This window comes from Streptomyces sp. NPDC048415 (assembly GCF_040651675.1).
In the GTDB taxonomy this organism is placed as follows: Bacteria; Actinomycetota; Actinomycetes; order Streptomycetales; family Streptomycetaceae; genus Streptomyces.
Window position 1 is genome coordinate 1,222 of record NZ_JBEZKJ010000148.1, and the last position, 12,907, is coordinate 14,128.

At 72.1% G+C, this 12,907-nt stretch carries 12 protein-coding genes and 1 pseudogene; 11 read left to right on the plus strand and 2 right to left on the minus strand.

Translation table 11 applies throughout. The annotated features are described in order from the left end of the window. Positions 1–492 precede the first annotated feature (492 nt). Positions 493–1,380, plus strand: a complete 888-nt coding sequence (locus AB0D27_RS42955; protein ID WP_362520477.1) for a hypothetical protein — start codon at positions 493–495, stop codon at positions 1,378–1,380. A 93-nt stretch (positions 1,381–1,473) separates the two neighbouring features. Here AB0D27_RS42955 and AB0D27_RS42960 read toward each other — a convergent pair whose 3' ends face one another. After that, on the minus strand, positions 1,474–2,766 hold the full coding sequence (locus tag AB0D27_RS42960; RefSeq protein ID WP_362520450.1) for a DUF1015 domain-containing protein: 1,293 nt from the start codon (positions 2,764–2,766) through the stop codon (positions 1,474–1,476). Between the two features lie 72 nt (positions 2,767–2,838). Here AB0D27_RS42960 and AB0D27_RS42965 point away from each other — a divergent pair, with 72 nt between their 5' ends. From AB0D27_RS42965 to AB0D27_RS42980, 4 genes are all read left to right on the plus strand, one after another. Continuing rightward, positions 2,839–3,867, plus strand: a complete 1,029-nt coding sequence (locus AB0D27_RS42965; RefSeq protein ID WP_362520452.1) for an HAD hydrolase-like protein — start codon at positions 2,839–2,841, stop codon at positions 3,865–3,867. A gap of 165 nt (positions 3,868–4,032) precedes the next feature. Next, complete coding sequence (locus AB0D27_RS42970) at positions 4,033–5,076, plus strand: iron chelate uptake ABC transporter family permease subunit (RefSeq protein ID WP_362520455.1); 1,044 nt, start codon at positions 4,033–4,035, stop codon at positions 5,074–5,076. Further along, on the plus strand, positions 5,073–6,116 hold the full coding sequence (locus tag AB0D27_RS42975) for an iron chelate uptake ABC transporter family permease subunit (protein WP_362520458.1): 1,044 nt from the start codon (positions 5,073–5,075) through the stop codon (positions 6,114–6,116). Before AB0D27_RS42970 ends, AB0D27_RS42975 begins: the two co-directional genes overlap by 4 nt. Then, positions 6,113–6,979 (plus strand): ABC transporter ATP-binding protein, encoded by an 867-nt coding sequence (locus AB0D27_RS42980; protein ID WP_362520461.1) that lies wholly within the window; start codon positions 6,113–6,115, stop codon positions 6,977–6,979. Before AB0D27_RS42975 ends, AB0D27_RS42980 begins: the two co-directional genes overlap by 4 nt. Here the strand turns inward: AB0D27_RS42980 and AB0D27_RS42985 are convergent. Continuing rightward, on the minus strand, positions 6,963–7,310 hold the full coding sequence (locus AB0D27_RS42985; RefSeq protein WP_362520463.1) for an SCP2 sterol-binding domain-containing protein: 348 nt from the start codon (positions 7,308–7,310) through the stop codon (positions 6,963–6,965). The two genes, AB0D27_RS42980 and AB0D27_RS42985, sit on opposite strands and share 17 nt — an antisense overlap. A 42-nt stretch (positions 7,311–7,352) precedes the next feature. Between AB0D27_RS42985 and AB0D27_RS42990 the strand changes: the two genes are divergently transcribed. The 6 genes and pseudogenes from AB0D27_RS42990 to AB0D27_RS43015 all read left to right on the plus strand — a co-directional run. Continuing rightward, positions 7,353–7,676, plus strand: coding sequence for a hypothetical protein (locus tag AB0D27_RS42990; RefSeq protein WP_362520465.1), 324 nt, complete (start codon positions 7,353–7,355; stop codon positions 7,674–7,676). Between the two features lie 7 nt (positions 7,677–7,683). Beyond that, positions 7,684–8,499: a TlyA family RNA methyltransferase gene (locus tag AB0D27_RS42995; RefSeq protein WP_362520468.1), complete on the plus strand. Its 816-nt coding sequence runs from the start codon at positions 7,684–7,686 to the stop codon at positions 8,497–8,499. Then, the gene (locus tag AB0D27_RS43000; RefSeq protein WP_362520471.1) at positions 8,496–9,401 is read left to right on the plus strand and encodes an NAD kinase; all 906 of its coding nucleotides are present in this window, start codon (positions 8,496–8,498) and stop codon (positions 9,399–9,401) included. The genes AB0D27_RS42995 and AB0D27_RS43000 overlap by 4 nt, the downstream gene beginning before the upstream one ends. A gap of 232 nt (positions 9,402–9,633) precedes the next feature. Continuing rightward, positions 9,634–11,352, plus strand: coding sequence for a DNA repair protein RecN (gene recN, locus AB0D27_RS43005; RefSeq protein WP_362520480.1), 1,719 nt, complete (start codon positions 9,634–9,636; stop codon positions 11,350–11,352). Positions 11,353–11,550: 198 nt separating this feature from the next. Further along, a complete protein-coding gene (locus AB0D27_RS43010) occupies positions 11,551–12,330 on the plus strand; it encodes a hypothetical protein (protein ID WP_362520474.1) in 780 nt (259 codons plus the stop codon). 325 nt (positions 12,331–12,655) lie between these two features. Beyond that, a pseudogene (locus AB0D27_RS43015) lies at positions 12,656–12,907 on the plus strand (hypothetical protein); the annotation flags it as partial.

The window sequence follows — 12,907 nt, forward strand, 5'->3', positions numbered from 1 at the left end:
GGTGACCGTGGTGGCTTCCGTCGCGACGACCGCCCGAGTGCCCCGCGCCGCGATGACGACCGTGGCGGTTTCCGTCGCGATGACCGTCGTGACAGCGGTGACCGTGGTGGCTTCCGTCGCGACGACCGCCCGAGTGCCCCGCGCCGCGATGACGACCGTGGCGGTTTCCGTCGCGATGACCGTCGTGACAGTGGCGACCGCGGTGGCTTCCGCCGCGATGACAGCCGCGGCGGCGACTTCCGGCGTGACGACAGCCGGGGCGGCGACCGTCCGGCCTTCCGGCGCGATGATCGCCGAGACGATCGCCGTGACGACAGCCGGGGCGGCGGTTTCCGTGGTCGTGACGACCGCGGACGCGGCGGCCCCCCTCGTGACGACAGGGGCGGGCGCCCCGGTGGCTTCCGCGGCCGGGACGACCGCGGTGGCGACGACCGGCGCGGTGGCGGCCGTTTCCGCGACGAGCGAGACCGGGACCGGGAGCCGATCAAGCGGCTGCCGATCCCCGATGACGTCACGGGCGAGGAGATCGACAAGGACGTACGGCAGGAGCTGCAGAGCCTGCCGAAGGGGCTTGCCGAGGATGTCTCCAGGAACCTGGTGATGGTCGCCCGGCTCATCGACGAGGACCCTGAGGGAGCGTACGCGTACTCGAAGATCGCCCTGCGACTGGCGTCGCGCGTCGCCGCCGTACGCGAGGCGGCCGGTTTCGCCGCGTACGCGAACCAGAAGTTCAGCGAGGCTCTCGCCGAGTTCCGGGCCGCGCGCCGGATGACCGGCAGCGTCGAGCTGTGGCCCGTCATGGCGGACTGTGAGCGCGGTCTTGGGCGGCCCGAGAAGGCGCTGGAGATGGCCGGTGCACCCGAGGTGCCGAAGCTGGACAAGGCCGGACAGGTCGAGATGCGGCTCGTGGCGGCCGGTGCGCGGCGGGACATGGGGCAGCTTGAGGCGGCCATCGTGACCCTCCAGAGCCCCGAGCTCGCCTCGAACTCCGTGCAGCCCTGGACTGCCCGACTGCGCTACGCGTACGCCGACGCGCTTCTCGCAGCCGGCCGTGAGGGCGAGGCGCGCGAGTGGTTCGCGAAGGCCGTCGAGTCCGACAAGGACGGCAGCACCGACGCCTCCGACCGGCTTGCGGAAATGGACGGTGTCGAGTTCGTCGACGCGCTCGTCGAGGATGAGGACGAGAGCGAGCCGGCGCCCCAGACCAAGGCCGAGACCCAGGACGAGGCCGCGGACGTCCTCGACGTCGACGTCGAGGACGAGGACGAAGACGAAGACGAGACCGACGTCGAAGCCGAAGCCGAAGCCGAGGCCCCGAAGGCCGCGCAGACGCCGGTCGACACCGACGGCGACGACGAGGACGACGCTCCGCAGAGCTGACGTCAGAACTGAACGTCAGAGCTGACGTCAGGCGCACGAAGAGAACACACGGGCGGCGGGATTCCGGAAGGAGTTCCGCCGTCCGTGGGCGTTTCAGAACGTGAGCGCTCGCAGCACAAGTCCGGACGCCGGCTTTGGGCCGAACGATGTCGACTTGCGGGGCATCGTGACGCCCTGGCGGGCGAGGTCGCGTACGACCTCCTCGCGGACCGGGTGCATGAGGACGGCCGTACCGCCGTCGTGCTCCGCCTTCTCGACCGTGGCGGTCGTGTCGTGGATGTACGCGATGTGCGCGGGGGAGTCCTCGGGGATGCCCCACACATGGTCCAGGAGGGTCGCGTGCAGGACGGTCGCGTCCAGGGTGCGCCATGCCTCGGGGCGGTCGGCCGGGATCGTACGGGCGAGGAGGTCCGGGTCGGGGCGGTCGACCAGGTGGAAGGCGCCGTCGCCGGCAAGGAGGAAGGCGTTTCCCTCGGCGGCCGATACGGAGAGGGCGTCCAGGGCCTCGGAGAGGGGCACGTCGAGGCGGCGTACGCGGAAGGAGTCCCCCAGGGCGGCCAGCGCGTCGGCGACGGGCAGGCGGTGCAGAAGGCGGTGGATGGCGCGGACGCGCAGCGGATAGCGCGCTGTGTCCACCAGGAGGACCAGGCCGTAGTCCCAGGGGCTGGGGGAGGGGTGCTCGGCGCGCAGCCGCAGATAGGTGGCCCAGCGGTGGTGGCCGTCGGCGATGAGTGCCTGGTGGTGGCCGAGATCTGTCCGGATCTCCGCCAGCCCGGCGGGATCCGTGATCGCCCACAGACGGTGGCTGTAGCCGTCCTCCGTGGTGGTCGACAGCAGCGGCGGCCGTTCGACGGTGCGCTCGACGACGGCGGCCGTGCCGGTCCGTGAACCGTTGCTGCGGTAGGTCAGCAGCAGGGGTTCGAGGTTGGCGGAGGTGGCGCGCATCAGGGCCGCGCGGTCCGCGATGACGTGCGGCATGACGTCCTCGTGCGGGAGGACGACACCGTCCGACGGCTCCGAGAGGCGCAGGGTGCCGATGACGCCGCGTTGCAGGAGGTCCCCGTAGCGCTGCTCGTACACGTACAGGCCGGGCTCGGGGTCGGTCGTCAGGACGCCTTCCGACAGCCAGCGGCGCAGGGTTTCGGCCGCCTGCTCGTTGCGGGCTGCGGGGGTGCCGTCCTGGGGGAGGATCAGCCGGACGATGTTGTGCGGGTCGGCGGATTCGAGCTCGAGCAGACCGTCGGGCCGTACGACGACGTCGTACGGCGGGGATGTCACGGCGGCCAGGCTGCCGACCCGGTCGGGGTCGTAGCGCAGGCCCCGGAACGGGGTCAGTTCGAGGCCGCTGCGCGCCGGGGTCTCTACCGCGGGACCTGCATAGTTCATTGAGGCATCGTAAGTGTGTCAGTGGCATGCGCGATGATCGGGGGAAAGGGATCGAACGAGGAGCGATGTGTAATGAGCCAGACCGTCAGGACACGGCCCGAGGGCAGTGGCCAGGCCCTGAGCGAGGCGTACGACACGGCGCTGCTCGATCTGGACGGGGTGGTGTACGCGGGGGGTATCGCGATCGCGTACGCCGTTGACTCCCTCCGCACGGCGCGCGCGGGCGGAATGCATCTCGCGTACGTCACGAACAACGCGCTGCGGACGCCGGATGCGGTGGCCGGGCATCTCACGGAGCTGGGGATACCGACGGAGGCGTCGGACGTCATCACCTCCGCGCAGGCCGCGGCCCGGCTCATCAGTGAGCAGGTGCCCGTCGGTGCGCGTGTGCTGGTCATCGGCGGTGAGGGGCTGAGGGTCGCGCTGCGCGAGCGCGGCCTTGAGCCGGTCGAGTCGGCGGACGACGATCCGGCGGCGGTCGTCCAGGGGTTCGGCGGACCGGACCTGCGCTGGGGGCGCTTCGCGGAGGCGTGTTACGCCATCGCGCGCGGGGTGCCCTGGTTCGCGTCCAACACCGATCTGACGATCCCGAGTGCGCGCGGGATCGCTCCCGGCAACGGCGCGGCGGTGGAGGTCGTACGCATCGTCACCGGCGCCGAGCCGCAGGTGGCGGGCAAGCCGCTGCCGCCGATGCACCGCGAGACGATTCTGCGGACCGGGGCGAAGCGCCCGCTGGTGGTCGGCGACCGGCTGGACACGGACATCGAGGGCGCGTTCAACGGTGAGGTGGACTCACTGCTCGTGCTGACCGGCGTGACGGACGGCGCGCAGCTGCTCGCCGCACCGCCGCAGCACCGGCCGACGTACGTGGACGCCGATCTGCGCGGTCTGCTCACCGGCCAGCCCGAGGTCGCCGAGGCGGGCGACGGGTTCCGCTGCGGCGGCTGGACGGCGACGGCCGGGAGCGAGCGGCTGGCGCTGGAGGGAGACGGCGAGGCCCTCGACGGGCTACGGGCGCTGTGTGCGGCGGCGTGGACGGTGGCCGGCGAGGGTAGCTGCGAGCTGGACGGGGGGAAGGCGCTGGCGCGGCTGGGGCTCTGAACCGGAGGCTGGGCACTCGGCGGCGCTGACATGGCATGGTGTGCCGCTCGTCGGAGCCGACGCGGGATGGTGTGCCGCTCGTCGGAGTCGATGCGGGATGGTGTGCCGCTCGTCGGAGTCGACGCGGGATCGAGTCGAGATGCGAGGGTAGGCTAACCTAACCTCGTGTTGGTCGACAGTCCTCCCGAACAACGCGCGGAGACCGCCCCCGCGCCCCCAACCCGCCGAGTGATACGGGCCGTTGGGCTCCTCGCCTCCGTGGGAGTCCTGCTGCTTGTCGCACTGGCGAGCATCGCGATCGGCGCGAAAGCGCTGCCGCTGGACCAGGTCTGGCACGGCCTGTTCCACGACTCTGGGACGTACGCCGATGTCGTGGTCGGTGACCGGGTCTCCCGTACCGTCCTCGGACTGCTGGCCGGCGCCGCCCTCGGGCTGTCCGGTGCGGTTCTCCAGGCGCTCACCCGCAATCCGCTGGCCGACCCGGGGCTGCTGGGGATCAACGCGGGCGCGTCCGCCGCGGTCGTCACCGCCATCACGTATTTCGGTGTCACGTCTTTGAGCGGCTATGTCTGGTTCGCCTTCTTCGGCGCGGCGGCGGTCGGGGCGCTGGTCTGGTTCCTGGGCGGCAGCCGGGGTGCGACGCCGGTGCGGCTCGCGCTCGCGGGTACGGCGATCAGCGCGGCGCTGTACGGCTATCTGCAGGCCGTGATGATCACGGACGACGCGGCGCTCGGCAAGATGCGCTTCTGGACAGTCGGCTCGCTCGCCTCGGCCACCGACTCCACCATCAAGCAGGTGCTGCCGTTCCTGGCCGTCGGCACGATTCTCGCGCTGGCCCTCGCCCGGCCGCTGAACGCGGTGGCCATGGGCGACGACACGGCCCGCGCGCTCGGCGCCAACCTGAACCGCGCCCGTGCGCTGTCCATGGCCGCCGCGACCGTCCTGTGCGGCGCCGCGACCGCCGCCTGCGGTCCGATCGTGTTCGTCGGGCTGATGGTTCCGCACGTCGTACGGTCCTTCACGGGACCCGATCTGCGCTGGATCCTCCCTTACGCCACCGTCCTGTCACCCGTGCTGCTGCTCGGTGCCGATGTCCTCGGGCGGATGGTCGCCAGACCCGCGGAGCTGCAGGTCGGCATCGTCACCGCGGTTCTGGGCGGCCCGGTCTTCATCTTTCTCGTACGACGGCGGAGGACGGCGCAGCTGTGACGACCACACGAATCCGAGCCGTTCGCACCCCCGGTGGACTGTCCGTCCGGCTCGACGTCCGGGCGTTCGTCGTCGTCGCGCTGCTGCTGGTGACCGCGCTCACCGCGAGCGTGGTGCTGATCGGCACCGGTGATTTCCCGATACCGGCCGTCGACGTCCTCAAGACGCTGGTCGGCAGCGGCAACGCGAGCCAGGAGTTCATCGTCAACGATCTGCGGCTGCCGCGGGTCCTCGTCGGTCTGCTGGTGGGTGCCTCGCTGGGGCTCGGAGGGGCGCTCTTCCAGTCCATCTCCCGCAATCCGCTGGGCAGTCCGGACGTGCTCGGCCTCGGGCAGGGCTCGACCGCCGGCGCGCTCATCATGATCGTGCTGTTCTCGGGAAGCGCCACCCAGGTCGCCCTAGGGGCGCTCGTAGGTGGGCTGGTGACCGGACTCGCCATCTATCTGCTCGCTTGGAAGCGGGGAGTGCACGGTTATCGACTGGTCCTGGTCGGTATCGGCGTCTCCGCGATCGTCACGGCGGTCAACGGCTATCTGCTCACCAAGGCCGACATCGTCGACGCGGCCCGCGCGGTCGTCTGGATGACCGGCTCGCTGGGCGGCCGGGACTGGGCGCAGGTCTGGCCGCTGCTCATCATGTGCGCCGTTCTCGTACCGCTCGTCCTCGGCAACGCGCGGGCGCTGCGCATGATGGAGATGGGTGACGACGTCTCGTACGCCCTCGGAGTGCGCGTCGAGCGGACGCGGCTGCTGCTGATGCTGGCCGCCGTACTGCTGACCGCGGGCGCCACCGCAGCCGCGGGACCGGTCGGCTTCGTGGCGCTGACCGCGCCGCAGTTGGCCCGGCGGCTGACCCGATCGCCCGGACCGAACCTGGTGCCGTCGATGTGCATGGGCGCGACCCTGCTGATCGTCGCCGACTGGGCCTCCCAGCGGGCCTTCGGCGCCGACCAGTTGCCCGTCGGTGTCGTGACGGGAGTCCTTGGCGGAATCTATTTGCTGTGGCTCCTTGTCACCGAGCGCAAGGCGGGCCGGATATGAACACCAACGGGCCGGATAGGAATACCAAGAGGAGCGCTACGACTGTGAACCGCCTGTCCGCCGACAACGTCACCCTCGGCTACGACCAGCGCGTCATCGCCCAGAAGCTGTCGGTGGAGATCCCTGACAACTCCTTCACGGTCATCGTCGGCCCGAACGCCTGCGGCAAGTCCACGCTGCTGCGCGCCCTCTCGCGGATGCTGAAGCCCTCCGACGGACGGGTGCTGCTCGACGGGCAGGTCATTCAGTCGATGCCCGCGAAGAAGGTGGCCCGCACGCTCGGCCTGCTGCCGCAGTCGTCGATCGCGCCGGACGGGATCACGGTCGGCGACCTGGTCGGCCGGGGCCGCTACCCGCACCAGGGGCTGCTGCGCCAGTGGTCGGCGGAGGACGAGCGGGTGGTCCAGGAATCGATGGCGTCGACCGGCGTCGCCGAACTCGCCGATCGCTATGTCGACGAATTGTCGGGCGGTCAGCGCCAGCGCGTGTGGATCGCGATGGCGCTCGCGCAGCAGACCCCGCTGCTGCTGCTTGACGAACCGACGACCTACCTCGACATCCAGCACCAGATCGATGTGCTCGACCTGTGCGCCGAACTCCACGAGGAACAGGGCCGGACCCTGGTCGCCGTGCTGCACGACCTCAACCACGCCGCCCGGTACGCCACCCACCTCATCGCCCTGCGCGACGGCGAGGTCATCGCCGAGGGCACGCCGAACGACATCGTCACGGCCGAACTGGTCGAGGACGTCTTCGGGCTGCGCTGCCAGGTCATCGACGACCCGGAGACGGGGACGCCGCTCGTGGTGCCGGCGGCCCGCAAGGCACGCGCGGTGGCAGCGGCGGCTACAGAAGGGTCCTGAGCCGGAACAGGTCGCGCAGACCCGCCTCCAGCTTCACCCGGCCCGAGCCCCAGGCCTTCGCGAAGTTCAGGTGGCCGTTCACCATCGAGACCAGATCGTCGCCCTTCATGGTGAGCCGGATCTGGGCTCTCTCGGGCGGCGGGCCCTGGAGCGTCTCGAGCACCTCGATCCGGCCGTCCTTGAGACGGCCCACGAAGGTGATGTCCAGGTCAGTTATACGGCAGCTCAGCGAACGGTCCAGGGCCGCAGCGCTGCGTACGTCCCCCTCAGCGCCCGCAAGGTTGTCCGAGAGCTTTTCGAGTGCGGTGCGGCACTCCTCAATCGTCGCCATCGTGATCGACGGTACCGCAGCGCTTCGCGGTAGCGTCGGGGCATGAGCGACTCAGTTCCCAAGGCCGAGGTCCCGCCGGAGGCGGCGGTCGCGGAGCCCGCACGCGAGCCGGCGGAGCCGCGGACCGCGGCCGAACCCACGTACGACCCCGCCGCCCCGGCCCCGCTGAACGTCCCCCGCACGCCCACCGGCAACGCCGACGCCGACGCCCAGCTCGACCGACTGGCCGACGCCGACCACCTCGCCACGGACGGACACCTCGAGGTGTACGAGGATGTACACAGGGGGCTGCGCGACGCGCTCACCGCGCTCGACGCCCGCCCGGGACCTCCGGCGCCCCCTTCGCCGTACGACCGCAGGAGCTGAACCGAACGTGGCAGGAGTGGCACGCCGCCGCCTCGACGCCGAGCTGGTCCGCCGGAAGCTCGCCCGCTCGCGCGAGCACGCCGGCCAGCTGATCGCCGCCGGAAGGGTCACCGTCGGCAAGACCCTCGCGATCAAGCCCGCCACACAGGTGGAGACCGCGGCCGCGATCGTGGTCACCCAGGACGACAGCGACCCCGACTACGTCTCGCGCGGCGGACACAAGCTCGCGGGCGCCCTGAAGGCCTTCGTGCCGCAGGGACTGAAGGTCGAGGGGCGGCGGGCGCTGGACGCCGGAGCGTCCACCGGCGGCTTCACCGACGTCCTGCTGCGCGCGGGCGTCGCGCACGTCCTGGCCGTCGATGTCGGCTACGGTCAACTCGCCTGGTCCCTGCAGAGCGATGAACGCGTCACCGTCAAGGACCGTACGAACGTACGCGAGTTGACGTTGGAGGCGATCGATGGGGAGCCCGTGGACCTTGTTGTCGGGGATCTGTCCTTCATCCCGCTCGGACTGGTGCTGCCCGCCCTGGTGCGGTGCGCGGCGCCGGACGCCGACCTGGTGATGATGGTCAAGCCGCAGTTCGAAGTGGGGAAGGAACGGCTGGGGAGCGGCGGTGTCGTACGCAGCCCCGAACTGCGCGCAGAGGCCGTGCGCGCGGTGGCCGAGCGAGCCCGGCAGCTGGGGCTCGGAGTGCAGGGTGTGACCGCGAGCCCGTTGCCCGGACCCTCGGGCAATGTCGAGTACTTTCTGTGGCTGCGGGCCGGGGCACCCGAACTCGACCCGGCCGACGTTGACCGTGCAGTGGCGGAGGGGCCGCGTTGACACAGACCCGAGCTCGTACTGTTTTCCTGCTGGCCCACACCGGGCGGCCGGCAGCCATCCGCAGCGCCGAGCTGGTCGTCCAGGGGCTGCTGCGCTCCGGGATCGGCGTACGGGTCCTGGAGGCGGAGGCCGCCGACCTGCCGCTGCCGGCCGAGGTGCAGCTGGTCAAGGAGGCGACCCCGCAGTGCCTCGACGGCTGCGAACTGCTGATCGTGCTCGGCGGTGACGGCACCCTGCTGCGCGGCGCCGAGTTCGCCCGCGCCTCCGGCGTGCCGATGCTCGGCGTCAACCTGGGCCGCGTCGGCTTCCTCGCGGAGGCCGAGCGCGACGACCTCGACAAGGTCGTCGACCGGGTCGTCACCAAGGCGTACGAGGTCGAGGAGCGCATGACCGTCGACGTCGTCGTGCACCGCAACGGCGACATCGTGCACACCGACTGGGCGCTGAACGAGGCAGCCGTGCAGAAGGTGTCCGCCGAGAAGCTCCTCGAAGTCGTCCTGGAGATCGACGGGCGGCCCGTCACCGGGTTCGGCTGCGACGGCATCGTCTGCGCCACCCCGACCGGATCGACGGCGTACGCCTTCTCCGCCGGCGGTCCGGTGGTGTGGCCGGAGGTCGAAGCGCTGCTCATGGTGCCGATCAGCGCGCACGCGCTGTTCGCGAAGCCGCTGGTGACCTCGCCGGACTCCGTGCTCGCCGTGGAGGTGCTCCCGCACATTCCGCCGGGCGTGCTGTGGTGCGACGGGCGGCGGACCCTGGAGCTGCCGCCGGGAGCGCGGGTGGAGGTACGGCGGGGGGCGGTGCCGGTGCGGCTCGCTCGGCTGCACCACGCGTCGTTCACCGACCGGCTGGTGGCGAAGTTCGCGCTGCCGGTCTCCGGGTGGCGCGGAGCACCGCATTAGGAGCGGAGCACCGCTTTAGGCGTACGGCTCAGGCGTACGAATTGGACGTAAGGCCCAGGCGTTCGACTTGGACATACGGCTCAGGCGTACGGCGGCTTGTGCGGCGGCCCACTCCCGCGGGTGACAACGGCCTCTTTGTGGGGCCTTGTCACCTGCGCCTTCGCGGCAGCGGGGCGGGGCCCGTCGCACAGCCGGGCCCCGACCTCGTAAGGTCGTGTCCGTGTTGGAGGAGATGCGGATACGGTCGCTCGGAGTCATCGACGACGCGGTCGTCGAGCTGTCGCCAGGCTTCACCGCCGTGACCGGTGAGACCGGTGCGGGCAAGACGATGGTGGTCACCAGCCTCGGGCTGCTGCTGGGCGGGCGCGCGGACCCGGCCCTCGTGCGGATCGGCGCCAAGAACGCGGTCGTGGAGGGGCGGATCGCCCTACCCGCGGGCGGGACGGCCGTCGTACGGGCCGAGGAGGCCGGAGCCGAGCTCGACGACGGGGCGTTGCTGATCAGCCGTACCGTTTCGGCCGAGGGGCGCTCGCGGGCGCACCTGGGCGGGCGCTCGGTGCCGGTGGGCGTGCTGGCCGAGCTCGCCGACGAGCTGGTCGCCGTGCACGGCCAGACCGATCAGCAGGGGCTGCTCAAACTGTCCCGGCAACGGCAGGCGCTCGACCGGTACGCCGGGGACGCCGTCGCCGTGTCCCTCGCCAAGTACACGGGCGCCTACCGACGGCTTCGGGCGATCTCGGCGGAGCTGGACGAGATCACCACGCGCGCGCGGGAGCGGGCCCAGGAAGCCGACATGCTGCGCTTCGGACTCGACGAGATCGCGGCGGTCGAGCCGCGCGCCGGCGAGGACGTCGAGCTGGCGGCCGAGGCCGAGCGCCTCGGGCACGCGGAGGCGCTCGCGTCCGCCGCCACGGCCGCGCACGCCGCGCTCGCGGGCAATCCCGAGGACCCGGAGGGGATCGACGCCACGACGCTCGTCGCGGGTGCGCACCGGGCTCTGGAGGCCGTACGGTCCCACGACTCCGCGCTCGCCGCGCTGTCCGCGCGGATCGGCGAGATCGGGATTCTGCTCGGTGACGTGGCGGGCGAGCTCGCGGGGTACGCCGACGATCTCGACGCCGATCCGCTGCGGCTCGCGGCGGTCGAGGAGCGCCGGGCTTCGCTCACCCAGCTGACCCGGAAGTACGGCGAGGACATCAACGCCGTACTGGCATGGGCCGAGCAGAGTGCCGCGCGGCTCACCGAGCTCGACGGCGACGACGAGCGGCTCGATGAACTCACCGGCGAGCGGGACGCGTTGCGGAGCGAACTGGGCGGGCTGGCCCAGGCGTTGACGGACGCCCGTACGGAGGCCGCCGAGCGGTTCGCCGCCGCGGTGACCGCCGAGCTGGCCTCGCTCGCCATGCCGCACGCGCGCGTGTCCTTCGAGATCCGGCAGACAGACGACCCGGAGGGTGTGGAGGTCGCCGGCCGTACGGTGGCCTACGGCCCGGCGGGCGTCGACGAGGTCGAGCTGCTGCTCGCGCCGCACCCCGGGGCTCCGCCGCGGCCCATCGCCAAGGGGGCGTCGGGCGGTGAGCTGTCTCGCGTGATGCTCGCGGTGGAGGTCGTCTTCGCGGGGACGGACCCGGTGCCGACGTATCTCTTCGACGAGGTGGACGCGGGCGTCGGCGGCAAGGCCGCGGTCGAGATCGGGCGGCGGCTGGCCCGGCTCGCCAAGACCGCGCAGGTGGTCGTGGTGACGCATCTTCCGCAGGTGGCCGCGTTCGCCGACCGGCAGTTGCTGGTCGAGAAGACCAACGACGGGTCGGTGACCCGGTCCGGAGTGAAGGTCCTCGAGGGCGAGGACCGCATCCGTGAGCTGTCCAGGATGCTCGCGGGGCAGGAGGACTCGCAGACGGCCCGGGCTCATGCGGAGGAGTTGCTGGCGGCGGCTCGCGGGGACGCGTAGGTGCGGGGGTTTCTCCGCCGCTGCGCTGCGAGGCTTTGACCGCTCCGCGGTCCGGGCTTCGCGGTCCGGGCTTCGCGGTCCGGGCCTCGCGGTCCGGGCCTCGCCGCTCCACGGCGGACTCGCTCCCGCTCGCCCCGTTTCGACCGCTCCGCGGTCCCGGTAGCCGGCCCGTTCCGCGGGCCTCCTAGGGTTGATCACATGATCATGCGTTGGCGTCGGAGTTTCGTATTCGGTACTGCCGCGGCGCTCACGCGCGCGAGTATCGCCGCCCTGCGCTCCAACCCGCCGGGCGGCTCGGCCCGTTGGGAGCGCGAGAACTACGCCGGGCGCGGCGTCGACCTCTACGCGGGGCCCGCGGTTGCCGTGGGAGCGGCGCTCGGGGCCGCGCGGGTCCGTCCTGCGGCCGGGTTCGCGATCGCCGCCGCCGGTGCGTGTGGCGCGTACGACGATGTCGTGGGAGTGGATGACCCCCGGCGCGGGTTCCGGGCGCACCTTGGGGCGCTGCGTGACGGTGAAGTGACCAGCGGGGCGGTCAAGTTGTTCGGGATCTCGGCGGCTGGGCTGGTGGCGGGAGCGATGCTCAAGGAGCGGCCCCTGGACAAGCTGCTCGCGGGGGTCGTGATCGCCGGGACCGCGCATTTCGTCAATCTCGTGGACGTGAGGCCCGGGCGGGCAGCCGGCGCCGTGCTCGGCTTGGGCGCGCCGGGGTTGCTGCGCGGTGGGGCCGCGGGGCAGCTGTCCGCCGCGGCGATCGGGGCCACCGCGGCCGTGCTGCGAGAGGACCTCGGCGAGCGCGGGATGATCGGCGACACCGGTGCCCATGCCCTCGGCGCGGCCCTGGGCACCGCCATCGCCGTGGGCAACGGCCGGGCGGGACTTGTCGCCCACGCGGCTGCGCTGGTGGCCGCGACGGTGTACGGGGAGAAGGTCAGCGCGACGGCGCGGACGATGGGGGGCTGGGCGCGCGCCGTGCGCTGAGTGGCGCCGGTGCGCCGCCTCGCGGCCCGGAGTGGACCCGCGGCATCGCCCGCACCGTGTCGCGGCGCGCGCTTTGCCCGCGGCGCGTATGCCTTGCCCGGCCGCGTGCGCTCTGCCCTGCGGCGTGTGCCTCACCGGGCGGCATGCACTGTGTCGTGCGGGGTGTGCTGTGCCGGGCTGTGGGCGTCGTGTCGTGCGGGGTGCTCTGCCGGGCTGCCGGCGCTGTGTCGTGCGGGGTGTGCCCTGCCCGGCTGCCTGCGCTTTGCCCCGCGGCGTGTGCCTTGGGGTGCCGTGGGCTTGGTGGGTCTGCGTGCCTTGGCGTGATGTGTGCGCCCCGCTCTGCCTGGGCGTGCGCCGTGCCGCACGGCGACCCGACCGGCTGCGGCTGCTCGAGCGGCGGGTCGCCAAGGCCGCCGCCGTCGTCCTCGGTACGTCCTCGGACCTGGTGCACCGGGCGCGCAGCGGAGGAGCGCGGGACGCACGGCTCGCCGCCGTGGCCTTCCCCGCGCCGCGCACGCCCGTCGAACTGGTCGGGGGGGGGGGGCCCCCCGGGCCCCGCCCGGCCCCGCAACCACCC

Bases quoted from the DNA above. Each gene is read 5' to 3' on its own strand.
- AB0D27_RS42960 (WP_362520450.1), bottom strand. From the start codon at position 2,766: ATGAACTATGCAGGTCCCGCGGTAGAGACCCCGGCGCGCAGCGGCCTC.
- AB0D27_RS42965 (WP_362520452.1), top strand. From the start codon at position 2,839: ATGAGCCAGACCGTCAGGACACGGCCCGAGGGCAGTGGCCAGGCCCTG.
- AB0D27_RS42980 (WP_362520461.1), top strand. From the start codon at position 6,113: ATGAACACCAACGGGCCGGATAGGAATACCAAGAGGAGCGCTACGACT.
- AB0D27_RS42985 (WP_362520463.1), bottom strand. From the start codon at position 7,310: ATGGCGACGATTGAGGAGTGCCGCACCGCACTCGAAAAGCTCTCGGAC.
- AB0D27_RS42990 (WP_362520465.1), top strand. From the start codon at position 7,353: ATGAGCGACTCAGTTCCCAAGGCCGAGGTCCCGCCGGAGGCGGCGGTC.
- recN (WP_362520480.1), top strand. From the start codon at position 9,634: ATGCGGATACGGTCGCTCGGAGTCATCGACGACGCGGTCGTCGAGCTG.
- AB0D27_RS43010 (WP_362520474.1), top strand. From the start codon at position 11,551: ATGATCATGCGTTGGCGTCGGAGTTTCGTATTCGGTACTGCCGCGGCG.